This window comes from Acinetobacter higginsii (genome assembly GCF_000369525.1).
Taxonomy (GTDB): domain Bacteria; phylum Pseudomonadota; class Gammaproteobacteria; order Pseudomonadales; family Moraxellaceae; genus Acinetobacter; species Acinetobacter higginsii.
In genome coordinates this window covers 340686-365761 of the sequence record NZ_KB850071.1, presented here as the reverse complement: position 1 = coordinate 365761, position 25076 = coordinate 340686, and the positions used below count along the sequence as shown (strand labels likewise).

Here is a 25076-nt window from a genome sequence, read left to right as displayed (position 1 = left end):
GTAAAAATTGATCACTTATTAAAATACATAATTTACTAGACGACTGGTCTAATATTGATTTATAGTGTGACGATGAAACGATCAAATAAAAGTGAAGCCACGCGACAACATATTTTGGATACCAGCTTTGAATTGGTATTACGTAAGGGTTTTGTTGGTGTTGGCTTGCAAGAGATTCTCAAGGCCTGTGATGTCCCGAAAGGGTCGTTCTACCATTATTTTGCTTCTAAAGAGGCATTTGGTTGTGCCTTACTGGAACAGTACATGGCGGATTATAAAATCCGTGTCGAGCAGCTCTGGCAGCAGACCGAACAAAATGCGTATGCGCGGTTGATGGCGTTATGGCAGGCGTGGATCGATGATCCTGTTTATGGCAGCTGGGCAGAGAATTGTCTGATTGTGAAATTGGCCGCAGAGGTTTCGGATTTATCTGAAGACATGCGCCAAATTCTCAACCTCGGTGTGCATCGACTGACTCAACGCGTGGCGTTGTTATTACAAGAAGGGCAACAACAAGGCTCAATTCCTACCCATCTTGATCCATTAAAAACAGCCCAGGTGTTGTACCAATTGTGGTTGGGTGCTGCCTTGATGACCAAGTTGGCTCAAGACAAAGCACCGCTACATTTAGCCTTAGAAACCACTCAACAACTGCTCCAACCGATTAAGGAATAAAAAATGCAAAGTATTATCCATCACAGTTTTGGTGAACCCGTCGATGTGTTGCAGTTGGGCGACATGCCTCAGCCTGAGCCGAAAGCAGGTGAAGTTCGTATCAAGATGATCATGTCTCCTATGCATAATCATGATGTTTGGACCGTACGTGGTAGCTATGGTTATAAGCCAACCTTGCCTGCGATTGGTGGTAGCGAAGCGGTGGGTATTGTCGATGCAGTGGGTGAAGGTGTTGATGCAAGTAAATTCGGACAGCGCGTTGCGGTCGCAGGGGTACATGGCAGTTGGGCAGAATATTTTATCGCACCAGCAGCAAGTATCATCCCTTTAAATGATGCGATTGATGATCAGACCGCAGCACAGCTAATTGGGATGCCGATCAGTGCTTTGATGTTGCTCGATTTTGTTAATGTACAAGCAGGTCAATGGCTGATTCAAAATACGGCTAATGGTGCGGTAGGGAAAACGGTTGCCATGATTGCTCAAGCACGTGGACTACAAGTGATTAATTTGGTTCGTCGTAGCGATGCGATTGCGGAAATGCAGGCCTTGGGGATTCAGCATGTGGTTGCGACGGATCAGCCAGATTGGAAACGACAAGTAAAAGCGATTCATACGGATCAGCCATTAATTGCTGGGGTGGATTCAATTGGTGGCAGTGCCAGCGGGGAAATGTTGAATTTACTCAGTGAAAATAGTCTATTGGTTTCGTTTGGTAGTATGACTGGCGAGACTATGCAGATCTCATCGGGTGATCTGATTTTTAAACAAGCCACGGTTAAGGGTTTCTGGGCCAGTGTGGTCAATAAAGAAATGCCAGCAGAGCGTAAAAAGGCTTTGTTTGTAGAACTACTGACACTTGCAACTCAGAAAAAACTGATTTTACCTGTTGAAGGTATTTTTAGTTTCGATCAGATTGAAACGGCGGCATTGAAAGCAACTCAAGGCGCGCGTCAAGGTAAAGTGTTGTTAACACCATCACTGTAAAACATATGAGGTCAGTCTAGGGGTTGGCCTCATTAAATTCGAACACAATAAAAAGGAAAAAATCGCATGTTGGGACAAGTACTGATCGGGTTAATTGCAGTATTGCATGTTTATATTTTGGTGCTGGAAATGTTTTTATGGGACAAGCCTTATGGTTTAAAGGCCTTTGGCAATAGTCTGGAAAAAGCACAACTGACCAAAGTGTTGGCACAAAATCAGGGGTTGTATAATGGTTTTCTGGCGGCTGGGTTATTCTGGTCATTACTAGCACCTGCAACATATGCGATTGCGATTGCCAATTTCTTTTTGGGCTGTGTCTTGATTGCCGGGATCTACGGTGGGCTCACCGCGAGTAAAAAGATTATTTATATTCAGGCTGTACCTGCATTGATTGCTTTAATCGTGGTGAATGTTTTTTAACCCAGCAATAAAAGTAGGCATTTAAACTGATTTATGCTTTAATGCACTCAGTTTGAGATGAGCCTCATACAGTATATCGGACGATACGATATACGACTAAGCCCCTTAATTGGGGCTTTTTTATGTCTATAGAAAATACAGAGAGAAGCTGTTTAAGCTTGATCCAACCCTAACCATTGACGTTGTTGATAGGCGCTGTCCCAGAACAACCACTCCAGTTTTGCACCCATGCTATAGGCTGCATGCATTTTGGCTAAGGTATCTTCATCACAACGGGCCGCCACTTTATCAACCGTCGCAATCACATTGCGCACCGCGGTATTAAATTCCTCCCCTGCATAGGTATCGATCCATGCTTGGTAAGGATTGTTGGCAACCGATTGACTGACGATATCTTTACCCACTTCGGCATAAATCCAGAAACATGGCAGTAAGGCCGCTAAAATCACTGGATAGCTTTCCGACCATGCCGTTGCCGTCAAGAATGAGGTGTAATGATGGCAGGCCAAAGTCAGCGGTGTGCTTTCAAATTCGGTTTTGCTGATCTCAAATTCCTGCATAAAGTCACTGTGCAAGCTGCGTTCCACAATAATGGCGATTTTTGCTGCTTCAGAAAATTGAATCACATCATCAGCTTCATAAGCTTTTGCGGCAGCCACAGCAAGGGCACGTCCATAGGCCAATAAGTAATGTGCATCTTGAATCACATAATGACAAAAGGCTGAACGATCGAGTGTGCCCGCTGCAAGTTCTTGATTAAACGGAAGCGCTAATATTTTTTGATATAAATCTTGATTACGTTGCCAAACTTCTTGAGAAAACGTCATGGATTTGAACCTGTTTAAAACACGAAAATAAATCTGTTCGTACTATAGCAGAGTCTGGTCTGGATGGTTTTTTGCCAAAACAAGTCCAACAATCTTTTCTCTTTTTGGGTCAAAACTCGCCTACAATAAGCACATTTTTATCACTCTACATTTGGATAAAAGGCTGCTCATGAAGCATTTCCGGTTCTCAATATTTTTTACGATTGTGTGTTTAGCACTTTCGGCTTACTGGGGCTATACGCATGGCCCTGAAGCGGGTGTTGCCACCATGCTAAAAGCACTGACCATTACTGCCATTCTAGCGGTGATGGAAGTGTCTCTTTCTTTCGATAATGCGGTGGTGAATGCCTCAGTACTGCGTGGTTGGGATCATTTCTGGAAAATGATCTTCTTGACCGTGGGTATTCTGATTGCCGTATTTGGGATGCGTTTAATCTTCCCTGTGGTGATTGTCGCGGTAACCGCCGATATGGGCATGGTTGAAGTTGCTAAAATGGCCCTGAATGATCCGAAGACTTATTCAGAACGCTTAATGGCCCATCATGCTGAAATTTCAGCCTTTGGTGGTACCTTCTTATTGATGGTATTCCTCAACTTCTTCTTTGACGATGGTAAAGAAACCCATTGGTTTAAATGGTTGGAAGCGAAATTGGCCCATTTGGCTAACGTGCCTGCCATGTCGGTATTCTTGGCTTTGATTGCGATGATCATCATGGCGGCGAATGTTGATGAGTCTGCTCGTTTGGCTGTGACCATGGCCGGAATCTGGGGCATCGTGGTGTATATTGGTGTACAGGTCTTGAGTCATTTATTGGGTGGCGAGCCTGAGATTGATGAAAATGGCAATGCCATTGGCCATGACTCAAGTGGTGCAGCTTCGGGTGTGGTAAAAGCCGGTTTTGGTGGTTTCCTCTATCTTGAAGTGCTAGATGCATCCTTCAGTTTTGATGGAGTGATTGGTGCATTTGCGATTACCAGTGATGTGGTGATCATCATGCTGGGTCTAGCAATCGGTGCGATCTTTGTCCGTTCAATGACCATTTATCTGGTGGAAAAAGGCACTTTGGATGCGTATATCTACTTAGAGCATGGTGCGCATTATGCAATTGGCGCACTGGCATTTATTATGATTGCCAGCGGTACAGGCTTACATGTACCTGAAGTGGTTACGGGTCTGATCGGTGTGGCCTTTATTGTATGGGCGGTGTTGGCTTCGATTCAGTATAGCAAGCGAGAACAACAAGCCTCTTAAGCTTGTTTTCAGCTTGATCAGCTAGTGTAAATAAAGGAGCGAACATCGCTCCTTTATTTTTTCTCTGCAGAAAGATTGTGTTTTTCATGATCTAACTTACAACCTTTGTAGGCGAATGGCTTATAATTCGCTGAGCCAGTTATAGTGTCTTATCAACAATGAATGCTTTAGAACGTCGTTCAACCTTTGCCTTAAGTAGCATTTTTGCCTTGCGCATGTTGGGCTTGTTCATGATTATTCCTGTGTTTTCAGTCGCAGGACAATCCTATCAATACGCTACACCAGCCTTAATTGGTCTTGCGGTTGGGGTCTATGGCTTAACCCAAGCAATTTTACAGATTCCGTTTAGCTTATTGGCCGATCGCTTTAGTCGTAAACCTTTGGTTGTTTTGGGCTTATTGTTGTTTGCAATTGGTGGTGCAATCGCAGGTTTATCCGACACGATTTATGGCGTGATTATTGGTCGTGCCATCGCAGGTGCAGGTGCAGTTTCAGCGGTGGTGATGGCATTACTGGCTGATGTCACCCGTGAAGAACAGCGGACCAAAGCCATGGCCGCAATGGGCATGAGTATTGGCCTGTCTTTTGTGGTGGCCTTTAGCTTAGGGCCGTGGCTGACTAGCTTGGTGGGTATTTCAGGTCTATTCTTTGTGACCACGATTATGGGTTTGGCTGCAATTGTAATGCTCTTGCTGGTCCCTAAAGTCACGCGACACCATCGCAACTATCAGCAAGGTTATCTGAATCAGCTCAAGCAAGTCATCCAAATGGGCGAGTTGAATCGTCTGCATGTCTCAGTCTTTGCACTGCATTTATTGTTGACTGCGATGTTTATTTATGTGCCTTCACAGTTGATTGAATATGCTGGAATTCCTTTAGCAAAGCATGGCTTAGTCTATTTACCATTATTGGTAATCAGCCTGTTTTTTGCCTTTCCAAGCATTATCATCGCGGAAAAATATCGCAAAATGCGCGGCATTTTTCTTACTGCGATTGCAGGGCTTATCGGCGGTTTGCTGATTCTAATCTTTGGTTATGAGTCTAAATATGTATTGCTGGCAGGACTCGGTTTATTCTTTGTCGCCTTCAATGTCATGGAAGCCTTATTACCCTCTTGGTTATCCAAAGCAGCTCCGATCCAATCCAAAGCCACTGCGATGGGCGTCAATGCCAGTAGCCAGTTCTTGGGTGCCTTCTTTGGCGGGACCTTGGGTGGGCAGCTTTTGATGTTACAGAATACTGCGCTCGGGTGGAGTGTGCTTACGGGGATTGCTATAATATGGCTGCTAATTAGTTTTGGTCTGGCTCAGCCGAGATATTTATCTTCCATTGTGTTGCCTTTACCTCAGGCGATACAAACAGATGAATGGACTTCAAAACTGTTGGCGATTCGTGGTATTGAAGAAGTCGTGGTGATGCCAGAACAGCAAGTTGCGTATATTAAAGTCGATAAACAGTGCATTGATGATGCTGGGCGACAAGATTTAACGCACTTGATTGGCAAAGAGGTAGCCATTTAATCATAACTCTTATAAAGTAAAACGTAGAAATATATAGGATGAAGACAGCTAATGCGTGGTGTGAATAAAGTTATTTTAGTAGGTACTTTAGGTAAAGATCCGGAAACAAAAACTTTTCCAAATGGTGGATCATTAACTCAATTCTCGATTGCGACAAGTGAATCGTGGATGGACAAAAGTACAGGTGAGCGTAAAGAGCAAACAGAATGGCACCGTATCGTGTTACATAACCGTTTAGGTGAAATTGCACAACAGTATCTCCGTAAAGGCTCAAAAGTGTATATCGAAGGTTCATTGCGTACCCGTCAATGGACAGACCAAAATGGTCAAGAGCGTTACAGCACTGAAATTCGTGGCGATCAAATGCAGATGCTGGATAGCCGTCAACAAGGCGAGCAGAGCGGTGGTGATTTTAACCAACCCCGTTTTAACAACAATAATAACCAAGGTGGCAGTTACCAAAATACGGGCTATAACAATAACAACAACCAAGGTGGTTATGGTCAAGGCGGCGGCTTTAATGGCGGCAGCCAGCAAGGTAATTATGCAGGTAGCCCACAAGCAGGCAATGGTTTTAATACACCAAAAGCAGCACCTCAACCTGCTGCGGCAGCACCTGCTGATTTAGACGATGATTTACCGTTCTAGATCGAAGTAACAGACATAAAAAAGGCATAAAACTGAGTTTTATGCCTTTTTTATTGCTGTGCTAGCTTTCGCTGACCTTTATGGTTTGGTGATCATTTATGATTGGCTATGCGTGAAAAAATTGCCGAATCGGAACAAGAGAATTGAATTCTCTATTAAAACGCGACTATAAAGAATAGCCACTGTCAGTTTTTGCCAATTCTCTCAGGCCTTCCATCAGGGTCTCGATCAGCTTTTCCACCACCAAGCGTTGACCTTTGCGCGAGGCATAGACTAACTGTACGGTGCCCCGATTGGACTTCCATTCGGGTAATAGGTGAATCAGTTTACCTTTTTGGATATCCGCTTGCACCGTGAGATAAGGTAGATCTGCAATGCCTAAACCATCATGGACCGCATAATAAACCCCAGCCAAATCATTGCTTTTGACCCGCGGTTGATAAGGTACATCCACGCTTTCATCACTGTGAACATGACATAAATGCCAATAATATTGATGTTTTTGAATACCCAAGGCCACGCTCGGATAGTGCTGTAATTCTGAATAATGCTGAATGGTTCTGTCTTGTAGTAATTCTGGTGCTGCCACCAGACAATGCTCGGTTCGAATCACATCGCGGACAATGAGACTGGAATCTTGATTGGGTTCAAAACTGGTACGGATCGCGATATCAATATCATCATGTAGCACATCGACACGACGGCTAGTGAGCTCTAAAGAGATTTCAACTTTGGGATAGGCTTTTAAAAACTGATTGAGTAATTTCCGAATCTGGAAATGCATCATTAACGGTGGGCAACTGATTTTGACCATGCCTTGCGGTTCATTTTTCTGCTTGAGTAGGACATTCTCGGCACATTCGACCTGTGCAATCACTTTGCAGCATTCTTCATAAAACTCTTGGCCTAAATCCGTGACTTTAAAATGACGGGTAGTGCGTTGAATCAAGCTGACATTAAATTTATGTTCAAGTTCAATGATGCGACGGCTGAGCTTGGATTTGCTGATGTTCTCAGCTTCGCTGGCTGCACTAAATCCGCCGTGTTTCACCACCAAATAGAAATAATGAAAGTCATCAAATGAGTTGATCAAGGCAAAGCGAATCCGATAAATATGACAAGATTAGGATAGCATTAACTCTCCTAATCTTGATATGACGGTTTATTTTTCTGCAGTATTGGTGAAATAACTGGTCATCAAGTTGCGATAATCAGGAATATGATTCGAGAATAAAGCGCCTAAGCCTTCGATATCATTGCGCCAGTCACGGTGAAGTTCACAAGCCATACCAAACCAAGTCATCAGCTGTGCACCTGCTTGTGACATACGATCCCATGCCGCATCGCGAGTGAGCGCATTAAAGGTACCTGACGCATCGGTAATCACAAATACTTCGAAGTCTTCTGCTAGTGCAGACAGGGCTGGGAATGCGACACAGACTTCCGTGACCACACCAGCAATAATCAATTGTTTTTTACCTGTAGCTTTGACCGCTTTAACAAAGTCTTCATTGTCCCAAGCATTGATTTGGCCTGGACGAGCGATATAAGGGGCATCTGGGAACAGTTCTTTCAGTTCAGGGACCAGTGGACCATTTGGGCCATTTTCAAAGCTGGTGGTGAGAATTGTTGGTAAGTTGAAGTATTTTGCGGCATCTGCCAATGCCAAAACATTGTTTTTAAATTTGTCTGGATCAATATCCCGAACCAATGAAAGGAGGCCAGCTTGGTGGTCGACCAAAAGTACCGCTGCGTTGTCTTTGTCTAGGCGAATATAATCTTTAGCCATTGTTGTATCCTCATGTTTTTGTAAAAAGAACACGGAAAAGAAAGTGAATTTCCGTCGTGCTTGAAATTATGCTAGTTAAATTTTTCATGTAGATGAAGCGCAAAAAATGAGATAAACAATATCAAAAATAGGATGATTGATAATGTTTAGGGATTGATTCGTTTTTTAATTTTCAATTGTCCTATATGTAGAATAATGTGTTGCCATTCTGAGGCTATAAGCACACCTGCTTGAGGCGTAAAATAGATCCCAAGAACAGAACTTCTACTCTATAGGAGAAACCAAATGAAAAGAATTCTGGGTGTGTATCAAAATAAACACATGCACTGGGTCGGTGATGGTTTCCCAGTGTATAACTTGTTTTCCTATGACCGTTTAGGCCAAAGCCTCAGCCCATTCCTTTTATTGGACTATGCTGCACCATACCGTTTTGACCCAACCACAGCACAACATGGTGTCGGTTCGCATCCACATCGTGGCTTTGAGACCGTGACCATTGCTTATCAAGGTGAAGTGACGCATAAAGACTCAAGTGGCGGTGGCGGAACCATCAAAGCTGGTGATGTGCAATGGATGACCGCAGGTGGTGGTATCTTGCATCAAGAGTTCCATTCGCCTGAGTTTGCCCATCAAGGTGGTTTGTTTGAAATGGTTCAGTTGTGGGTTAATTTGCCAGCGCATTCCAAAATGACGCCAGCAAAATATCAAGCCATTGAAGCCGATCAAATTCAGCACATTAAATTGGATGATGCGGGTAGTGAAATGCGAGTGATTGCAGGTCAATACCAAGACACCGCAGGTGCAGCAACCACCTTTAGTCCAGTCAATGTCTGGGATGGTACGATTGTAAAAGATCAGCAACATACTTTTTATGCGACCGAAGGCCATACCGCATTGTTGGTATTGCTCTCTGGTCAGGTGGTCTTAAATGAGAACCAAAGCATAGAAGCACCGAGTTTGGTGGTGCTGAGCCGTGAAGAAATTGACTTTAGCATCAAGGCCGAACAAGACAGTAAATTCCTGATTTTGACTGGGCAGCCACTGAATGAACCGATTGAAGGTTATGGACCTTTTGTCATGAATAGCAAAGCGGAAATCGTTGAAGCCGTTCGTGATTTCAATAGTGGTAAATTTGGTTCAATGCAAGCTTAATTGCAAGTTAAATCAGTTGTTTATATAAGAAAGCCTATCACTCCGTTAGAGTGATAGGCTTTCGCTGTAAGGGTCCTCTATTGATTTTTTAATATTATGTCACTTATAATTATTCAGCTTGTTATGTGACTTTGTTCTCGTTATTGTTTAATAAAAATAGCACTAATATTGGGCTTTGCAAAGGCTATAAAACACTGAAAATGAAAAAATATAGAATGTTCTGTATGTTTTTGTGTCCTAAAATGTAATAAGTCTAATTTTTTCATTATGTTAAGATAGAAATGCAATTTGTGATAAAATGTAACAAGAATCCAACAACGATATTACGACAAAAGTCTGGCAGAAGCCTTCAATCTGGTATTTTTTAATACCGTGTTTCGCTTAACTATCGGTCATAATCAAGAAAAATCATCAACTGATGGGACATAATTTTGGATATTGCAATTATTGGCAGTGGAATGGCAGGACTTGCCTCAGCCAGAATCCTACATGATGCAGGGCATAAGGTAACTATATTCGAAGCACTCGCAGGGCGAGGCATGGATAGTCATAGTATTGATTTTGATGGTGGCATTATTGATGCCCCGCTACGCGTAATGAATCCAAAGCTTTGGCAAAATACTTTAAGTTTGGCAAGCTACTTGGGCATAGAAACTTTCCCTGTCCGTACCTTTATGGCTTGCAGTTGGTTGTTTGAAGATAAAACAGATACATGGCTCACCACTTCACGTAGCCGTATTGGCAATTTCCCGATTATTAATAACCGCAAAGGCATTCAGCAATATGGTTGGCGCTTGGTCAAAGGCATGTTGCAGCTGAAAACAGCGGTGCATCAATTTTTTAAATCAGATAATCAGGACATCACACTAGCTGAATTCATGAATCAATATCATATTGAGGAAGTGTTCTGGCATGGTACGGTGATGCCAGTGCTGTATACCATTTGTACTTGCCATCCTAAAACCATTGGAGAATGGCCAGCCAAACCTTTATTAGAATTTATCCGTCAGTTGACGGAAGGTGAAGCCTTACTGCGAATGAAAGGCGGAACGCCTGCACTGGTCAATCGCTTGATTGAAGGCATTGAAATTCATAGTGGTTCGCCTGTTCAAAAAGTTGAAGAGCAGGGCGAAAAAGTTTTGGTGGAAAATGCACAGGGTGAAAGCCAGTTATTTGATCGTGTGGTGATTGCGACACCAACCCCAGTGATTGAAGATTTCCTCAAGCAGCCACAATTTGCCGATGATATTGCCTTACTGAAAAAATTCCGCTTTGAACAAGGTGATTTGGTGATTCATACCGATCCAATCGTGATGCCACAACGCCGTAAAGATTGGGCAGTATTGAGCTATATGATGGATCGTAAATTTACCCGTCAGCAATTTACCGTATGGATCAATGCAATTGAACCAAGCTTGGTGGGTAAAAATGCCGTGTTCCAGACGTGGTGTCCGGTGATTGATATCGATCCGAAGAAAATCATTTCCAAGGTGAAACTTACCCGTGCGGTGGTTGACTCAGAAACGGTCGCTCTGAATAAACAAATTCAGCAACGTCATTTGGATTTAAACCGTAAAGTATTCTATTGCGGTTCATGGTCGTGTGATGGTTTGCCGATCTTAGAATCTGCTGTGACCTCTGCGATGCATATTTCTGAAATCTTAGGTGCCGCCGTTCCATTTGTGGGATTAAAACCAAAAGTCAAAGTTGCGCCTGAACTCGGTTATTAAGCATGGCCACCTTCAAGCAAGCGCTGATCGAAAAAGTCATAGGGCATAAATATGCGATTGATGCCAAACGGCTCGGTGATGATGCATGGCTTGCTTGGAGTAATTTAGGTTTTTGGCAAGGCCAACATCATTGTTATCCACAGGCCTGCCAAAGTCTGGCCGATCAAATTGCACAATCGATTCAACTGAAATCCACAGATCATGTTTTAGATCTAGGCTGTGGACAAGGTGCCAGTTTGTTGCACTGGACCCAGCATTATCACATTCAACAACTCAGTGCAGTTGAGTTGCAGCCTGATTGTGCCAAACGAATTCAAAAACAATTACCGCAGGTTCAAATTCATTGTGGATCTTTTTTGAATTTAAAAGCACTGCAATTTTTGAATTCATTTGATGTGGTGCTGTGTATAGATGCGGCTTATCACAGTGATTTAAATTCATTTCTCAATTCAGCATCTTCAGTTTTAAATTCAAAAGGTCGGATCGCATTTCACACCCTGATGTGGTCGGAAAATTGGCTACAGTGTTCTGCTCTGCAAAAACAAAAATATCGCTATCTGTTAAAAAGTGCGGATGTGAATTGGCAGCATGTGATGGATCAGCAGCAGCTAGGGCAGGCTTTAGCGCAGCATGGTTTTACGGATATTCAAATTCAGGATTTTTCTGAGCCGGTGTTGAATGGTTTTGCGGAATATATCGAAACACGGAAAATTGAAAAATCAGCGTTTGATTTGGCTCAACTCAAAATAAACATGACTGCCAAGTTGTGCCGAAAACTCTACCAAGATGGATTAGTGCGTTATATTCAAATCAGTGCAGTAAAAAAGTGAGAACAAGATGCCAAATGAATATAAAGGTTCATGCCTGTGTGGGGCAGTTAGCTATCAGGCGGAGGTTGCGCCACGTTATCGTTTTAATTGTCATTGTCGTGATTGTCAGAAGGCCACAGGCAGTGCTTATGCACCGATTGCTTTCTTTCATCAATCCGAACTGAAAATTAATGGTGAATTAAAATATTTTGAGTCTTTGGGATTATCAGGTAAGCCAATCCGCCGTGCATTTTGCCCCAATTGTGGTTCACAAATGTTTGGTCTACCAGAACTCGTACCTGAAATGATTTCAATCCGTGCAGGAACATTGGATGATCCAAATTTGTATCAACCGCAAGCAGAATGTTTTGTGAGTCATGCAAATGAATGGGATTTATTAAATCCGAATATTTCGCATTTTGAGAAAATGATGGGGAAGAAACGAGAGTAAAGCGAGAAATGGTGCCGGCACACGGATTCGAACTGTGGACCTACTGATTACAAGTCAGTTGCTCTACCAACTGAGCTATGCCGGCAACGTGGCGAGAATTCTACAGAATCTGTTTAAAAAAACAAGCGAAAAAATGAGCAATCAGATAAATTTAATTGGATTGTCGAATTTTCGCCAATTTCAGCTTAGCTATTGAGTGCATAGACAAAGGAGTCAATGGTTTCACCTGTGCTTAAATGCGCTTTAACAGGGACACGTTGATAGCCTACACCTTCGAATTCATCCAGTGCCTGCCAGTGTTGTTCTAGGTTGTCTGAAAAAAAGACAAAGCCAGATACTTTTTGATCTGTTTGATCTAAAACAATACCTGGAAAGCCCAATTCAGCGCCCCAGCCTTGTTGTTTGAGTGTGCCAAATACATGTGCTTCTGCCCATGTACCACCAATATTTTCCATGATATGGGCATTGGGACGGTTTGGCCCTAGAGTGCCGTAAACAAATAAACTGAGCATAGTTAAAGGTAGAAAAGTAAAACAAATAGAGTAGCAAAATTTTGATAAAAAGAGCATGTGTTTATAAATGTTATCAAGTTCCAGAACTTTACATCATTTCTTCAACCATTTCCCTATCAAGCCATTTTTGATCAATCGCCTTCTTAATTGCAGAGTGCAAGACAGGGTCGGATTCCAAGGAAATCCCGCTGTATTGGCTAGGAGCACCATCATTTAATGAAAATATTGCCGATTCTGGGAAATTTGTAACTAATCCCTTCCGGCTTCTAATTCTCTGAATATAATAAAATTCAATAGGAATAAGGTGAAAAGCAATGGCTGTTCTGAATTCTCCACTCTCAATTGCCGCTTCTCGAACTCGATATTGGAGCGCGGATTCAAGTATAGATGTGAATAATCCAACGTCTTCCGAAAAAATGTTCTCTATAACGTTGGCATATTTGTGATCTTTTTTTTTGAATTCATAAATACCTGTTAAATACTCTATATCTATAGAGTTATCCTTGCACCAAAGCTGCGCCATTAACCTGCCGATCTCGGAGTTCTGAAGATATTTTTCTCTATCCGGAATTTCAGTCAGTCCAGAAAGATACCTTCCTATGTAATCGGATCTTTTCGGAACGCCGGTCACATCAAACCAAGCAATTAAAAGCTGAATGTTTGACTCCAAATCCGTATAAGTGTTCGGACGGCATAAAAATCCCCACCAAATAGCATCCAAGCCTCTATGCAAATATTCGTAGCCTTGAGCCAAATCGTCTTTGGCGTGAATCAAATACCGTCCCATCCACCACAGCATGGCGGCCCGCCGTCCACCAGCGGTTAATACCGACTGAAATCCAGCAGTATCGCTTCCTGACCTGAGAGTTTTTTCAAAATCTTTTTGTTTTTTCAGTGGCAGCCAAAAATTTGATGAGAATGCCTCATCAAAATCCTTTTTCTGCACTAGAATATATTTTTCAGCTTCATTTTTTAAGAAGCTTATTCTCTTTTTGAATTCCTTGTCGTCTACCATCGCCTTATCACAATCGTTCTTCTACGTTGTCGTGTATCTTCTGCATGTTTTTACCTGTTTTTTTGACTAAAAATAGCCTTTTTGTACTGTTTTTTAAGCCTAAAATTAAGCTAAATGCTTCTTAAATAGTGATTTTACATTGACGGAATCCACTTTTTTACTCTTTTTGAAATCATGTTCAAAGCATTGCTATATAAGGCTTGCAAGGTATTTTACCATGATTTTGGTGAATTGTTTTACTATAGTTTTTGAAGTTGACTTATTGAAGTCGCAAGAGATTAACCTAGATTACATTTTAGAGCTAATCTTTGAGAATAATAAGAAAGTGAAAGATAAGGCAACCTTGGTTGAAGATATGCGATGAGTGATTCGTGCTAGCTTAGGAAATCGAGCTAAAGAAAGCTTAATAGTCGATATTATTAATCATACTGATTTAGACACGATTGATGATAAAGCTAGTGTGATAGATGCCTTTTTCATTTTTGCGCAATCAGAACAACAGCGTGAAGTGCAGGAATTAGTAACTGATGAAAATTTGAATGAGGATGCAGCAAAGCGCTATATCATGAGCTCATTGAAGAGGAAGTTTGCTAATGAGAATGGTACTGAGCTTAATGCAGTTCTGCCAAAGATGAGTCCACTAAATCCGCAGTGTTTGACAAAGAAACAAAGTTTTTTTTAAAAAATTGCCATATTAGTTGAAAAATTTAAAGATGTAGGTAGAAATATTTAATTCCATTTAATCTCATATAAAGGACTCTATAGCTTGTAAATCTTATAGAGTCCTTTTATTATTAATAAATTATTCTGTAAGTATTATTTTTTCAATTAACACATGAATAGGGAGTGAAAGGTTTGGATGATTTACAAAATTTAATTTTTAATGTTTTGTCAAAATATCCGAATTTAAAAGGACGAGAAATTGCTAAAAAAATTAGTAAGGACAGACAAATAGTAAATGCATTTCTTGATAGAAATAGAGATAAATTTCAGCAAGATGAAAATTATCAGTGGAATAATATAGAAAATAAAGAATTAGTGATTGAATTTCCTAAAAAATGGGTTGATGCCAATATTTTTGAATCTAGGCTAGAAGTTTATCCAAGTTTATTTGAGAGTAAAAATACGGTACGTTTTGTTTTTAATGAGCGTTTACTGTTGGATGCAATTATTAGGTTACTTTGCTTAACTAATCAATTATGTCAGAAAGGTAAATTCATTTGTCTTGATTTTCGTAACTGTATAAATACTTTTACGTATCTAAGGCGACTAAGTTTTTTTAAGTATTTGCATGATTCAGCTCAAGTATTACCTAAACGGCCAAATTCAAGATTAGCTGAAAAGTACAAGAGGAACTCTGAAAGTTTAATTGAGGTCTTTCCAATATGTCCTGAAGATATGAACAATGAAGAGGTTTTTCGAATATCTAAAGTCTTAGAAGACTCTTTCAATGAATACGAAAAACAAGTTCTTCTACCTAAATTGCAAATGTTTATCGGAAGTCTAATTGATAATGTCCGAGAACATGGATACTCAGATTTGACAGGGTATTCTGCTTTACAGATTTATAATATACCTAATTCTAGTCAGAAGAAGATTGTACTTGTAATAGCTGACAATGGGTCAGGATTAATAAATACTTTGCGAAAAGCTTTAACTTATGATCATTATAAGAATATTGCCTTACCATTTCAGGAGAATAGTATTGAAAGCAATAAGAGCTTAATTGCATATGTATTAAATAATGGTGGTATTACACAGACAGGTATTGAAAATCGAGGCTTAGGTTTAAATGAGGCACATTCAGCATTAGCTAAAATATCTAAGAAAGAGACAAAAGATCTATTAAATTTAGAGAATATTGATGTCAAGGTCTCAATACGGCTTGATGATTGTAAATATCACTTCCTATATCAGTCAAACTATCTGAAAGACAAGGATCTGATGCATACTGGGGGACTTACAAAAATGTATGGTACACAATTTATTTTAACGATAGTATTGACAAATTAGCTTCTTCTGATTAAAAGAACGACATGAATGAGAATGCACACGTTATGAAACTAATAGACTATTGCTCAGGTAATCCTATGCCTTTTGGTAATCAAAAAGGCAGAGAAGTTTTTCCTCAATTGAAAGCAATTATCGATTCAGCACCAGCACAAAGAGTTTTCGAAATTTCGTTTGAAGGAATTGAATTTACAGATTCTTCTTTTGCAAGAGAGAGTGTTTTACTTTTGGCAAAAATGTATCGAGGGAACAAAGGAATTTATTTATCTCATTTTGACCCTAAAAATGTGGACATGCTTGATAACTGGGACTATGCAGCTGAAAAAGTAGAACAACCAATTTTAGTGAAACTGGGAGATAATGTTCGTTTGTTAGGTAGTCGACTTTCTAGTTCGAATCAGGAAGTTTTTGATTTAGTAATGAAAAAAAAGCAAATAACTACAAATAAAGTCGCGGGTCAACTTAACTTATCAGTACCAAATGCGAGTACTAAGTTGAAAAAATTGGTTGATGAGGGATATATTCTTAGAGTTGAAGAAGTAGCCGAATCTGGCGGTATAGAGTTTATTTACAAAAGTATTTTCTAGTTTCTGCTTAAATATATTTACTTAATCAGAATAATCGGGTTAATATAGAAGCAAGGGCAATCCAGTCCTTTATTTTTAATATCTGATTAATCAGATTTAATTAAGCAGAATAAGGTGATGTTATGGCAACAAATCCTCCATCAGGTGATGGACATCGTAATGGAATGGTTCGTGACCGTTCACAAACACAAACCTCAAGCGGTCATTGGGTTAAGCGTGACACAGATACTGGGCGTTTTATGGATGTTAAAACATCTGAAAAAACTCCTTTCAAAGGTGTCCGTAAGGAAAAGTAAACAGTCCTTTAATGGTCAATGGCTTTTCGAAACCATTGACCAGATCAATTAAATTTTTATTTAGAGGTTTTTAAAATGGCTCGTAAGCGAACGGTTAACTATGCGGTTGTTGATATTAAACTGTTGAAAGAAGGGGTAACACCTGAAATATATGTAGCTCTTTTTGAAGAGCTTAAGAAGAATTATCGAGAGATTCCTTTAACACGGAACAACTATCTAAAACTGCGTTCAATAAAACCAATCAATGAAGATAATTTAGTGAATGGTTTTACTGGTGAAATTTTTAGAAGTAATGGGCTAACAAGTGACTGGTATGATGAGGAAAAGGAGGAAAGACATAAAAATCAGAATGTTGGTGAAAGTTATATTCCACCAAATCTAAAGGCTAATCCACGGTTTTTCAAATTTGTTTTCTTTCCTTTACATCAGAAATTAGTGTGCGAAGTAAAAGATCCAGAAAATGAAATAAGCGTTGGAATTCTTGAGGAGTTTCTAAGAAGCCTATTGGTTACTGAGAAATTGCAGACTAAATTTGGGCGAATTGTAGTAAGTACTGTCCCTGAGCTAATTACGGCTGAAAAAATCATTCAGTGTAAACAGCTTAAGAAAATTCATCTGAGCATTGAAAAACCATATTCAGAGAATCCTACAGATTTGGAAAAACAGATTCTTTCTGAAATGGAAGGACAGAATGTTGATGTTTATATGCAAACATTCGTTGCCAGAAAAAATGTTTTTTTATCTTTAAATCAAAGAGCAAAAGATTTAGTCAAAATTGCAACGGAATATGGGGTTGTTGAGTATAAAATTGAAAATGAAGAGGAGCTTATTGAAGACAAAAGTACAGCTGTATCTTATCCTTTGATTGAAAGAGTGCAATATGATCCTGATTTAATAAATCAATCAACTTTAATTCAGTCAAAAGGTTTGGAAATAGCTAGTAGTATAAAAAATGGATAACCGAAGCTATATGAGAAGCATGGAGGTTTCTCGATCTATTATTTTTCTATTTAACTTAGGAGTTATCTAATTGGATTTGGTTTTAAAATATTTGCCACTGATTATTTTTATTTATCCAATTTTGTCTTGGTTAGATAGTAGAAAGCGTTTTACTCATAATGCAAAATTTTATTTTGATAGAGCAGTATCTGTAAAAAGATATGAAGAAGAATGTAGCCGAGAAGGTATAAAAGACCATGAAAAAAGCGCCTTTGCACAGGCTCTGGCTGGCACGGATAAATTAGGATTTAGAGACATAGATATTATCAAGTCGAAATTTCCAGATAGTCTCTTTATCATGATAAATAGCTTGCTAAAAATTAGAAAGAAAATCTCTATTGAAACCTTCGATGGTGTAAATATCTTTGTAACAAAACAAAATTTAAAGACCTTGAAATTTAGGCCGGTCTGGTATTTTATTTTGTATTTTTCATCAGTACCAATAATAACTTCTAATAGCTTATTAGTAGTGTTATTTAATAAATTGGGATGGGATTTAATATTGATCGATGTAAATACATATATCTTTACGCAATGGATCTTATTAGTGAGTGGGTTAGGGGTAGCTGTGGTAGCAGCAGTAAAGTTTATTAATTACGAAGTCTTAATGTCTTTGATTAAAAAAGAAAAAATGATAATTAGTAAAGATGATTTTGAAAATAGTACTATTTCTCACGCTATAGAGTATGAAATTTAAAAAACATTGTATGGATTTTATTTAATATCGCTTGTATGCGAAATTTCATACGCCAGTGCATACCACCAGAAGGAGTAACTTCTAAATACATGCTTTTTTCATCAGCATATTTGGTTTTTTTCTAATGGTTTGATCTTTCTGACTCGAGTATCTGTAAGCATTGCAACGCTTCCCGTGGAAATTTGGGAGTAAAAAAATAGGGGTAAATTATTTTACCCCCAGTTATACCCCAACTATCTCAGGATTCAATAGGGTTAATTGGAAAACATAAGGAAATAAAAAAGCTTAAATCCTTCGATTTAAGCTTTCTCATTTCATGCAATCGCATGACTAAAAATTCTGGCGAGAGAGGGAATCATATTTAATGATTAAGTGATTGATAAAATTTAAATAAAAAATTATATATTTTATTTAATCCCCCAATCGTCCCCCAGCCTATAAAAAACTTAAATTAGCATTTGAAGAGCCATTCTTATTATACATCAAAGTGATGCTGTAGCTTTCAGATTTTATTGCTATGATTTTTTCATGTATGATCATTTGATTGCATCTGTAGAGATAAACCATGTTTGAGATCATTGATGATTTAAAAGCTAAATTAGATCAGCATCGACCTCTTTCACCTACGATCGTTAAAAATCTACATGAAGACTTGATCCTACGCTGGACTTATCACTCGAATGCGATTGAAGGTAATACTTTAACTTTATTAGAGACCAAAGTAGTTTTAGAAGGAATTACTGTAGGTGGGAAAGCGTTAAGAGAGCATTTTGAAGCGATCAATCATCGTGATGCAATTTTATATGTTGAAGATATCATAAAAAAACAAGAACCGTTTTCAGAATGGCAAATTCGGAATATCCATCAATTGATTTTAAAAAATATTGATGATGAAAATGCAGGACGATATCGTCAGCAAAATGTCTTAATCTCAGGTGCTACCACCAATCCTCCAGATCATACATTGCTCAATGATAAGATGGCTCAATTTATAGATTGGTATAACATAGAAGCCCATACATTACATCCAATTGAGCGAGCAGCCAAAGTTCATGCTGATTTTGTGGGTATCCATCCCTTTGTGGATGGGAATGGACGTACATCTCGATTATTGATGAATCTTGAGTTGATGAAAGCTGGTTATCCACCGAGTGTGATTACTGTCGAAAATCGTTTAGCCTACTATGAGGCTCTGGATCAATGGATGGCGTATGGCAATAGTGAGCCATTTAATAACTTAGTTGCTGCTGTTGTATTGGAGGGATTCAAGCCATATCAAATAGTTTTAGGAATCTAGGAAAGTAAAAGAAGGGCAAAGCCCTTCCTCGTCAATTTTTGCTGTTACACTCTATGTATATGAATTTTGGTGATACGAATTCAGATTCATAATAGACATATTTGTATTTTTCAACTAGCTGTCCAAAAATAGCTTTCCATGTCTTTTCATTTATACCGTCTACGCCTTGAATATCCATTAGATAGCTGAATTCATCAATACTTAACGAAATATTGGAAGTTGGTGCAACAATTATGTAGTTGCCATTTCGTAATTGAATGCAATCTTTCATTGAAAGAGGTTGGCATTCTCGTTCTGTAGCACAATATACAGTTAAGACGTAGTTATTTGATAAATTACGTTGTACACAAAAAAATAAAGCTAATATCTCTGATTCATGATTTTCATGAAATTGATCAATCATATCTGAAATTTTTTTCGCAAGTCCTCGTTCTACAAATGCTTTATCACGAAATTCACATTTTTCAATGTGAAATGTATAAGTGAAAACATTAAGATTAAACCGTTGCTGAGTTTTAAATAGCTTTTTCATCACAGGTACATTTGCTTTGCGTATTTCTTTGATTAACGTAATTCGCTTATCACGATCGTCAATTGCACTTTTACTGGTTGAATGATTTTTCAATTCATATACGAATGCATCTACAACAGGTTTTATCTGCTCAACATAATGTTCATTGTGTAATAGCATTGGATTAATAGGTCCATCCGAAACGTAACCCAAATTCGTATATGCCTGATTTACAGCCTTGACACTCTGACTGATCTTGAAAGCAGGATGTTGTAATAGCGTAGTAGTGATGGGGTAAATAGATTGCAAATAATAAAAAGCATGATCTGTATGTGGGCTATTACTGACATAGTATTGGATAAATGTCTGACCATTTTTTTTGGTTTTTTGCTTGAAAGGGTGATAGTTGGGATTCGTCACGATTTCTGAAACTGTTTGCATGATGGATAGGTTTAACTCACCCAAACAAAAATTAGGTAGATTGATGCTTTCTGTCGTATTGGTAGGTTGCATTGACATGTTCATTATGGTCTCGTTTTTTTCAAATATAGGTATTGGTGCTCTCTAAGGTTGAGAGCACCTGTGGGATGTTTTGAATTAGACTGATATTGATCCTGCGTTGATCTTACGAGGTCTCCCAGCATTACTTTTTTCATACTTACGAGTGCTATAGCCAAACGTACGATGGTTCTTAAGCGTTTTTTCGATAATGAACTGGTCGGCTTTGGTGATGTAATCTACGACCGAATACAATGTTTCAGTTTTCTCATGGTCATCATGCACAAGTATCCCAAGTGCAAGTTTTTTGTAGGATTTCATTTTGTTATTGCAGTTATAGTAATATCCTTTGTTCTGACTGATGCTCATCCATAATTTACAGAGTTGGTCTGCATAGAAAGAATGATTCCAATAGATATTGCCATCCATAAAAAAAATAAAATGATAGTGATAGCCTTTCTGTATGCCATACTCTAATTTCCAGATATAGCCGACAATGGAAGGTATTTCGTCATTTGGTGTATGGAGCTTTTTTAAGAAAGTGCTCATGTATGCTTTCAGTAGTTCAAGTGTTATTTGAAAATTTCGATTGATGGAGAAATCAATTCGAATTACCAGTAATTTACTGAATTTAACAATTAATTTTCGGATTAGCCATTTAGCCTTCTTGTTCTGATTTAAGCTTTTTTCTTTGCGTAGTTTTACTGCTTTTTTATAGTCTATATCAGTAGATAATGCTTTGAAGAGACGTTGGTAGAACTCATTTAAAATTTGGGCTTTAGGCTTGTAGTGAGTTGGGCTGATCGCTATTGGCTCATTGTGAGCAAGTTGCCAAAAGTTTGTAGATGTATCATTTACAATATGTGCAGGGAAGCACTCTATGTATATCTTACGAAATAGGTCAGTCTCAGCACTTAAGTAAGTGTCATCATATATAAATCGTGGATCAATGTTTTTTAATGCATCATGTAAAGGCCTGTGATTAATTTTGTAAGATTGCTTTTTATCGGGATGAAGAACGTAGATTAAAAACTTTCCATCTTTGTGCGTTTTTTTTATAAGTTGAATGATTCTATCCTTCTGTAATGCTTCTGGATCATCAATTATTACAATGCTTTTATCATCCACCTTATGTATGGAATATTTTTCATAATTATCATTAGGATAATCATTTAGGTCTGTGTTCATATAATGCCCTTTTAGGTAAATTTTAAGTAAGTGAATCCCTACCAAGGCATGGTTAGCCTTGGTATGAGTCGTGATATATTTGATGTAGGTTTTAGAAGAGTTGTTGAATGAATAATAAATCTAATTAAAAGTATTATTTATCAATAGAATATATTGATTATTAGTAATTATTAATTAAATATAAAATCCTAAATTATTGAAAAATATGAGAACCATAATTCCAACAATCCATTTCATCTATTCTTCAGAAATATCGACTTTCACAGTTGAAAGCCGATTTTGAAAGTTAACAGGTACGTTGCTTAGCTTTAAACTCAAGCCAATCAACTAATTCATGCTTAAACCAACCTACTGCATTGGAACTGAGTTTGATGGGTTTGGGAAAGTACGGATCGTAACTTTTCGATTTTTCGTTTATCTTTTCATATATGACTGAACGACTTACGCCTGTAAATTCGGTGACTTTTGATAATCGATATATTTCAATATCTTGATGTATATTTGATGGCATGGATTTTTCCTCCTCTTTTTGAATCCATGTAAGTATTGTGCCGTCCTATATGTGTACTGTCAGAAAAAGAACTCCACACCTGCTTTGGATGTATTTATAGATGTTGAACGAAAGGGCCTTGTCCCCAATTCATGATAAATTGATTGATGTATTAAAACGCTCATTCCTTGCTAGGCTAAGAATATTGATTCTTAATGAGTTTGAAAAATTAAACCTCGAAAATAATAACTCGTATTTATACGATAGTTTTCTCAAAGTGAATGAGGAACTTATTCAAGGAAAATTATTAAAAGATTTTATCAACGAAACCAATGAAAAATATGAAAAAAAATTAAACATAGATTTACCATTATTTTTAAATGTTCCCTATGAAAAAATTCTTATTTATGAGTTACAGTCCTATATTTGGTGGCAGTTTCAATTTTCAGAGAACTACAACTATAGACCAATAGTGAGATATACAAATCATCATGATTCAGATAAGAAATCATTTTCATCAAGAATTTTAATAAACCTGTTGAGAAGTCCAGATTTAAAAAGTATCGATAAACTTGCTGATAAATATAATTTAAGTGCTTTACTTACACCATTTACTATCGAAGATTATTTCGTGGATTTATATATAACAAGTTATTTAATTATAAAAAATGAAATACAAGATGTTCGATTGTTGGTTGGAAATATTAATAATATTATGAAGTTGATGCCTTTTCATAGATTAAAAAGTAATTCTGAGAGTTTTGATATTTTTGAAACTGAACCCAATATACTTCTTAAGATTAATGTGCCTATAACTAATCAGAGTAATATAATTGAGACTTTTCAACAGCTTTTTATGAAATTGACCATGCAGCTTCTAAAAAAGTTAATTGACAAAAAAGAAAATCTTGATCTAAGCGATAGGAGGGAGAATGAGGAAATTAGCTCTCTTATTGATCAGATTACCCAGGTTTTAGATCTTACGGATGTTGTTTCTGTCTTACAAAAGGAAGCTAATACTCCCTATTTGCTAGATAAAAATGCATCACTGCTTACTGCTTTATTTATATTGCTCTACATTTATTATCGTAAAACTAATGAAGATGATGTTGAGCTATTTATGCAATATGTAGATGGGTTATTTAAACGAAGAGGATATCAATCAGAAATTGAGAAACCAGGGACTACAGATAAACATGCAGTCATCATTCAAGTACCTATTCAGAAAGATCAGTGTCATAAAAATATTGAAATTAAAATTACTTATGGAAGTATTCGTTCTAAGAAAAATGATTATCAAAGTGACTTTATTAAAGCCAATAAGTTAAATAAAGATGTGATCTAGTAGTGTGGGACACGGCATTCTTGCCGTGTTTTCTGATTAAAAATAACCATCTAAAAAGACAAACTCACATTACCTTGATCAGTTATCAACTCAGCTTCAAGCACTTGATCACCACGACATTTCAATAAGTACGATACCGTTGAGCTATAACTCATTTGTACAGGCATCTTGCTATGGAAATCTGCGGTGTAATAACCACAACGACCACGATTAATGCTCATACCTTGAAGAACAAAAGGTTGATCGTTTGTGGACTGAATCTCTAAAATATATTCAATCGCTCCTTGTACATTAAATGCAGATTGAGACTCACGACTGGTAATATGAGCACGAACGGATAATGAAGGTTGTTCCATTTCCATGGGAATATGATTGCTGTATTCAGCGTTATTTGGATCAAGATCAGACTCCATCATAGATTTGAGTGCTTCAGGATATTTATCCCAACTCTCAAGAAATGACTGAGCTTGTTTGACGGCAGCAGGCAAATACTCGGTATCATTTTCCACAATCTGAGTTAAAGCTTGTACTTTGGTTTCAACCTCTTCCTTGCTATAGGGAGCATATTTGGATTGTTCATTCTGAGCAGTAACATTGGACGAACTAGATGCTTGATCCGTTGTACTTTTCTGAGTTGGCTGATTATTCTGATTACATGCCATCAGTAAACTAGATAACATCACAGTGGAAAGTATTTTTTTCATAGTTTGGCACTCACTTAGAACGCATAGTCAGAAAGCCGACCAAACATAGAATCAAAATTCCACCAATGATTTTTCCTACCGTTGGAAACATCACCGCAGGCCAAACCAAACCTTGTCCAATATTGTAGGCAAAGGACTTGTAGTTATACTGTCCCCAAAAGTGTTGATAGATTGCAAAGAAAAAGCCAATCACTAGATAGACGCTAATCAGACCTGTTTTAATATTTGAATTCATTTACTTTTCCCCAGTTGCAAATTTTGCCAATGCAATAAAAATTCCCATCACGATCATGAAACCAATGAAGGGCAGACCCAGTACACAAATCACAGCGATGACGCAGATAATCCCTGCAAGTGTTCTCATGGCTACTCCTTCATGCACTGATAGGACACGTTGACCATATCCATCTGGAAGGATTCAGTTTGTTGCAAGGTATAGATATTTTCTTTCAGTCCATCCTCACCGTATTTGTTTTCAAGTTTGTCGTAGATGCATGAACAGGTACTGCCATCAATGCCACCTGTTTTACAACCACTGATAAATTGACGTTCGGTTTTGCTCGCACAGCCTGATGCTAGAAGTGCAATTGAAACTACGATAAGTGAAGTTTGAATTTTCATCATTTCCCCTAATTTTTATTGTGTTATTTGATGTGTAATAAATTTT

General features: G+C 38.2%; 29 protein-coding genes, 1 tRNA gene and 2 pseudogenes. 18 read left to right on the top strand and 14 right to left on the bottom strand.

All coding sequences use genetic code 11. From position 1 onward, the window contains the following. Positions 1-72 precede the first annotated feature (72 nt). From F902_RS04930 to F902_RS04920, 3 genes are all read left to right on the top strand, one after another. Positions 73-675, top strand: coding sequence for a TetR/AcrR family transcriptional regulator (locus tag F902_RS04930; protein ID WP_005201546.1), 603 nt, complete (start codon positions 73-75; stop codon positions 673-675). A gap of 3 nt (positions 676-678) precedes the next feature. After that, entirely contained in the window at positions 679-1662 is a 984-nt protein-coding gene (locus F902_RS04925) for a zinc-binding dehydrogenase (protein ID WP_005201545.1), read from the top strand. 66 nt (positions 1663-1728) lie between these two features. Beyond that, positions 1729-2082 (top strand): DUF1304 domain-containing protein, encoded by a 354-nt coding sequence (locus F902_RS04920; RefSeq protein WP_004803688.1) that lies wholly within the window; start codon positions 1729-1731, stop codon positions 2080-2082. 152 nt (positions 2083-2234) lie between these two features. On the opposite strand, the gene tenA is transcribed toward F902_RS04920, so the two are convergent. After that, entirely contained in the window at positions 2235-2909 is a 675-nt protein-coding gene (tenA, locus tag F902_RS04915; protein WP_005201544.1) for a thiaminase II, read from the bottom strand. A 205-nt stretch (positions 2910-3114) separates the two neighbouring features. On the opposite strand from tenA, the gene F902_RS04910 reads away from it, so the two are divergent. The 3 genes from F902_RS04910 (at position 3115) to ssb (ending at position 6329) form a co-directional block, all read left to right on the top strand. Next, positions 3115-4161, top strand: coding sequence for a DUF475 domain-containing protein (locus tag F902_RS04910; RefSeq protein ID WP_412781877.1), 1047 nt, complete (start codon positions 3115-3117; stop codon positions 4159-4161). Between the two features lie 158 nt (positions 4162-4319). Beyond that, positions 4320-5681, top strand: a complete 1362-nt coding sequence (locus F902_RS04905; protein ID WP_005201543.1) for an MFS transporter — start codon at positions 4320-4322, stop codon at positions 5679-5681. 51 nt (positions 5682-5732) lie between these two features. After that, the gene (gene ssb / locus F902_RS04900) at positions 5733-6329 is read left to right on the top strand and encodes a single-stranded DNA-binding protein (RefSeq protein ID WP_005201542.1); all 597 of its coding nucleotides are present in this window, start codon (positions 5733-5735) and stop codon (positions 6327-6329) included. A 166-nt stretch (positions 6330-6495) separates the two neighbouring features. Here ssb and F902_RS04895 read toward each other — a convergent pair whose 3' ends face one another. Together F902_RS04895 and ycaC are read right to left on the bottom strand one after the other, a co-directional pair. Then, positions 6496-7422, bottom strand: a complete 927-nt coding sequence (locus F902_RS04895; protein WP_004803710.1) for a LysR substrate-binding domain-containing protein — start codon at positions 7420-7422, stop codon at positions 6496-6498. A gap of 69 nt (positions 7423-7491) precedes the next feature. Then, positions 7492-8118 (bottom strand): isochorismate family cysteine hydrolase YcaC, encoded by a 627-nt coding sequence (gene ycaC, locus F902_RS04890; RefSeq protein ID WP_004657244.1) that lies wholly within the window; start codon positions 8116-8118, stop codon positions 7492-7494. Between the two features lie 285 nt (positions 8119-8403). Between ycaC and F902_RS04885 the strand changes: the two genes are divergently transcribed. The 4 genes from F902_RS04885 to F902_RS04870 all read left to right on the top strand — a co-directional run bounded on the left by F902_RS04885 (position 8404) and on the right by F902_RS04870 (position 12260). Then, on the top strand, positions 8404-9270 hold the full coding sequence (locus F902_RS04885) for a pirin family protein (protein ID WP_005201539.1): 867 nt from the start codon (positions 8404-8406) through the stop codon (positions 9268-9270). A gap of 431 nt (positions 9271-9701) precedes the next feature. Then, complete coding sequence (locus F902_RS04880) at positions 9702-11000, top strand: FAD-dependent oxidoreductase (protein WP_004803715.1); 1299 nt, start codon at positions 9702-9704, stop codon at positions 10998-11000. 2 nt (positions 11001-11002) lie between these two features. Next, entirely contained in the window at positions 11003-11830 is an 828-nt protein-coding gene (locus F902_RS04875; protein WP_005201537.1) for an SAM-dependent methyltransferase, read from the top strand. A gap of 7 nt (positions 11831-11837) precedes the next feature. Then, complete coding sequence (locus F902_RS04870) at positions 11838-12260, top strand: GFA family protein (protein ID WP_005201535.1); 423 nt, start codon at positions 11838-11840, stop codon at positions 12258-12260. A 9-nt stretch (positions 12261-12269) separates the two neighbouring features. Here the strand turns inward: F902_RS04870 and F902_RS04865 are convergent. The 3 genes from F902_RS04865 to F902_RS04855 all read right to left on the bottom strand — a co-directional run bounded on the left by F902_RS04865 (position 12270) and on the right by F902_RS04855 (position 13787). Next, positions 12270-12345 (bottom strand) — tRNA-Thr (locus F902_RS04865). A 100-nt stretch (positions 12346-12445) separates the two neighbouring features. Further along, the gene (locus F902_RS04860; protein WP_005201534.1) at positions 12446-12772 is read right to left on the bottom strand and encodes a gamma-glutamylcyclotransferase family protein; all 327 of its coding nucleotides are present in this window, start codon (positions 12770-12772) and stop codon (positions 12446-12448) included. A gap of 88 nt (positions 12773-12860) precedes the next feature. Next, positions 12861-13787: a hypothetical protein gene (locus tag F902_RS04855; RefSeq protein WP_005201531.1), complete on the bottom strand. Its 927-nt coding sequence runs from the start codon at positions 13785-13787 to the stop codon at positions 12861-12863. A gap of 241 nt (positions 13788-14028) precedes the next feature. Here F902_RS04855 and F902_RS04850 point away from each other — a divergent pair. The 6 genes and pseudogenes from F902_RS04850 to F902_RS04830 form a co-directional block, all read left to right on the top strand. Further along, positions 14029-14469 (top strand): annotated as a pseudogene (locus F902_RS04850) (type I restriction endonuclease subunit R, EcoR124 family); the annotation flags it as partial. A 164-nt stretch (positions 14470-14633) separates the two neighbouring features. After that, positions 14634-15800, top strand: a complete 1167-nt coding sequence (locus F902_RS04845; RefSeq protein WP_017402275.1) for a hypothetical protein — start codon at positions 14634-14636, stop codon at positions 15798-15800. A 23-nt stretch (positions 15801-15823) separates the two neighbouring features. Further along, positions 15824-16384 (top strand): winged helix-turn-helix transcriptional regulator, encoded by a 561-nt coding sequence (locus F902_RS04840; protein WP_017402274.1) that lies wholly within the window; start codon positions 15824-15826, stop codon positions 16382-16384. Positions 16385-16506: 122 nt separating this feature from the next. Continuing rightward, entirely contained in the window at positions 16507-16680 is a 174-nt protein-coding gene (locus tag F902_RS22595; protein WP_005201511.1) for a hypothetical protein, read from the top strand. 75 nt (positions 16681-16755) lie between these two features. Further along, complete coding sequence (locus tag F902_RS04835) at positions 16756-17640, top strand: DUF4747 family protein (RefSeq protein WP_005201510.1); 885 nt, start codon at positions 16756-16758, stop codon at positions 17638-17640. Between the two features lie 70 nt (positions 17641-17710). Then, positions 17711-18376, top strand: a complete 666-nt coding sequence (locus F902_RS04830; RefSeq protein WP_005201502.1) for a hypothetical protein — start codon at positions 17711-17713, stop codon at positions 18374-18376. A 34-nt stretch (positions 18377-18410) separates the two neighbouring features. On the opposite strand, the pseudogene F902_RS22845 reads toward F902_RS04830, so the two are convergent. Then, a pseudogene (locus F902_RS22845) lies at positions 18411-18537 on the bottom strand (Arm DNA-binding domain-containing protein); the annotation flags it as partial. A 404-nt stretch (positions 18538-18941) separates the two neighbouring features. On the opposite strand from F902_RS22845, the gene F902_RS04825 reads away from it, so the two are divergent. Beyond that, positions 18942-19673, top strand: coding sequence for a Fic family protein (locus tag F902_RS04825; RefSeq protein ID WP_005201500.1), 732 nt, complete (start codon positions 18942-18944; stop codon positions 19671-19673). Positions 19674-19704: 31 nt separating this feature from the next. Here the strand turns inward: F902_RS04825 and F902_RS04820 are convergent, their stop codons facing one another. The 3 genes from F902_RS04820 to F902_RS04810 all read right to left on the bottom strand — a co-directional run bounded on the left by F902_RS04820 (position 19705) and on the right by F902_RS04810 (position 22381). Then, on the bottom strand, positions 19705-20709 hold the full coding sequence (locus tag F902_RS04820) for a hypothetical protein (RefSeq protein ID WP_005201498.1): 1005 nt from the start codon (positions 20707-20709) through the stop codon (positions 19705-19707). Positions 20710-20781: 72 nt separating this feature from the next. Further along, the gene (locus tag F902_RS04815) at positions 20782-21870 is read right to left on the bottom strand and encodes a YagK/YfjJ domain-containing protein (RefSeq protein ID WP_005201496.1); all 1089 of its coding nucleotides are present in this window, start codon (positions 21868-21870) and stop codon (positions 20782-20784) included. A 286-nt stretch (positions 21871-22156) separates the two neighbouring features. Then, entirely contained in the window at positions 22157-22381 is a 225-nt protein-coding gene (locus F902_RS04810; protein ID WP_005201494.1) for a helix-turn-helix transcriptional regulator, read from the bottom strand. A gap of 100 nt (positions 22382-22481) precedes the next feature. On the opposite strand from F902_RS04810, the gene F902_RS04805 reads away from it, so the two are divergent. After that, positions 22482-23705: a hypothetical protein gene (locus tag F902_RS04805; RefSeq protein WP_005201486.1), complete on the top strand. Its 1224-nt coding sequence runs from the start codon at positions 22482-22484 to the stop codon at positions 23703-23705. 50 nt (positions 23706-23755) lie between these two features. On the opposite strand, the gene F902_RS04800 is transcribed toward F902_RS04805, so the two are convergent. From F902_RS04800 to F902_RS04790, 4 genes are read right to left on the bottom strand one after another with little or no spacing between them, the layout of a single operon-like run. Further along, a complete protein-coding gene (locus F902_RS04800; protein WP_005201484.1) occupies positions 23756-24409 on the bottom strand; it encodes a hypothetical protein in 654 nt (217 codons plus the stop codon). Positions 24410-24419: 10 nt separating this feature from the next. Next, positions 24420-24644, bottom strand: coding sequence for a hypothetical protein (locus F902_RS04795; protein ID WP_005201483.1), 225 nt, complete (start codon positions 24642-24644; stop codon positions 24420-24422). Further along, entirely contained in the window at positions 24645-24773 is a 129-nt protein-coding gene (locus tag F902_RS22960; protein WP_005201482.1) for a hypothetical protein, read from the bottom strand. Between the two features lie 2 nt (positions 24774-24775). Further along, the gene (locus F902_RS04790) at positions 24776-25030 is read right to left on the bottom strand and encodes a hypothetical protein (protein ID WP_005201481.1); all 255 of its coding nucleotides are present in this window, start codon (positions 25028-25030) and stop codon (positions 24776-24778) included. Positions 25031-25076: the final 46 nt, after the last annotated feature.

Bases quoted from the DNA above. Each gene is read 5' to 3' on its own strand.
- F902_RS04930 (WP_005201546.1), top strand. From the start codon at position 73: ATGAAACGATCAAATAAAAGTGAAGCCACGCGACAACATATTTTGGAT.
- F902_RS04925 (WP_005201545.1), top strand. From the start codon at position 679: ATGCAAAGTATTATCCATCACAGTTTTGGTGAACCCGTCGATGTGTTG.
- F902_RS04920 (WP_004803688.1), top strand. From the start codon at position 1,729: ATGTTGGGACAAGTACTGATCGGGTTAATTGCAGTATTGCATGTTTAT.
- tenA (WP_005201544.1), bottom strand. From the start codon at position 2,909: ATGACGTTTTCTCAAGAAGTTTGGCAACGTAATCAAGATTTATATCAA.
- F902_RS04905 (WP_005201543.1), top strand. From the start codon at position 4,320: ATGAATGCTTTAGAACGTCGTTCAACCTTTGCCTTAAGTAGCATTTTT.
- ssb (WP_005201542.1), top strand. From the start codon at position 5,733: ATGCGTGGTGTGAATAAAGTTATTTTAGTAGGTACTTTAGGTAAAGAT.
- ycaC (WP_004657244.1), bottom strand. From the start codon at position 8,118: ATGGCTAAAGATTATATTCGCCTAGACAAAGACAACGCAGCGGTACTT.
- F902_RS04885 (WP_005201539.1), top strand. From the start codon at position 8,404: ATGAAAAGAATTCTGGGTGTGTATCAAAATAAACACATGCACTGGGTC.
- F902_RS04875 (WP_005201537.1), top strand. From the start codon at position 11,003: ATGGCCACCTTCAAGCAAGCGCTGATCGAAAAAGTCATAGGGCATAAA.
- F902_RS04870 (WP_005201535.1), top strand. From the start codon at position 11,838: ATGCCAAATGAATATAAAGGTTCATGCCTGTGTGGGGCAGTTAGCTAT.
- F902_RS04860 (WP_005201534.1), bottom strand. From the start codon at position 12,772: ATGCTCAGTTTATTTGTTTACGGCACTCTAGGGCCAAACCGTCCCAAT.
- F902_RS04855 (WP_005201531.1), bottom strand. From the start codon at position 13,787: ATGGTAGACGACAAGGAATTCAAAAAGAGAATAAGCTTCTTAAAAAAT.
- F902_RS04840 (WP_017402274.1), top strand. From the start codon at position 15,824: ATGAATGAGAATGCACACGTTATGAAACTAATAGACTATTGCTCAGGT.
- F902_RS22595 (WP_005201511.1), top strand. From the start codon at position 16,507: ATGGCAACAAATCCTCCATCAGGTGATGGACATCGTAATGGAATGGTT.
- F902_RS04835 (WP_005201510.1), top strand. From the start codon at position 16,756: ATGGCTCGTAAGCGAACGGTTAACTATGCGGTTGTTGATATTAAACTG.
- F902_RS04825 (WP_005201500.1), top strand. From the start codon at position 18,942: ATGTTTGAGATCATTGATGATTTAAAAGCTAAATTAGATCAGCATCGA.
- F902_RS04820 (WP_005201498.1), bottom strand. From the start codon at position 20,709: ATGAACATGTCAATGCAACCTACCAATACGACAGAAAGCATCAATCTA.
- F902_RS04815 (WP_005201496.1), bottom strand. From the start codon at position 21,870: ATGAACACAGACCTAAATGATTATCCTAATGATAATTATGAAAAATAT.
- F902_RS04810 (WP_005201494.1), bottom strand. From the start codon at position 22,381: ATGCCATCAAATATACATCAAGATATTGAAATATATCGATTATCAAAA.
- F902_RS04805 (WP_005201486.1), top strand. From the start codon at position 22,482: ATGTTGAACGAAAGGGCCTTGTCCCCAATTCATGATAAATTGATTGAT.
- F902_RS04800 (WP_005201484.1), bottom strand. From the start codon at position 24,409: ATGAAAAAAATACTTTCCACTGTGATGTTATCTAGTTTACTGATGGCA.
- F902_RS04795 (WP_005201483.1), bottom strand. From the start codon at position 24,644: ATGAATTCAAATATTAAAACAGGTCTGATTAGCGTCTATCTAGTGATT.
- F902_RS22960 (WP_005201482.1), bottom strand. From the start codon at position 24,773: ATGAGAACACTTGCAGGGATTATCTGCGTCATCGCTGTGATTTGTGTA.
- F902_RS04790 (WP_005201481.1), bottom strand. From the start codon at position 25,030: ATGAAAATTCAAACTTCACTTATCGTAGTTTCAATTGCACTTCTAGCA.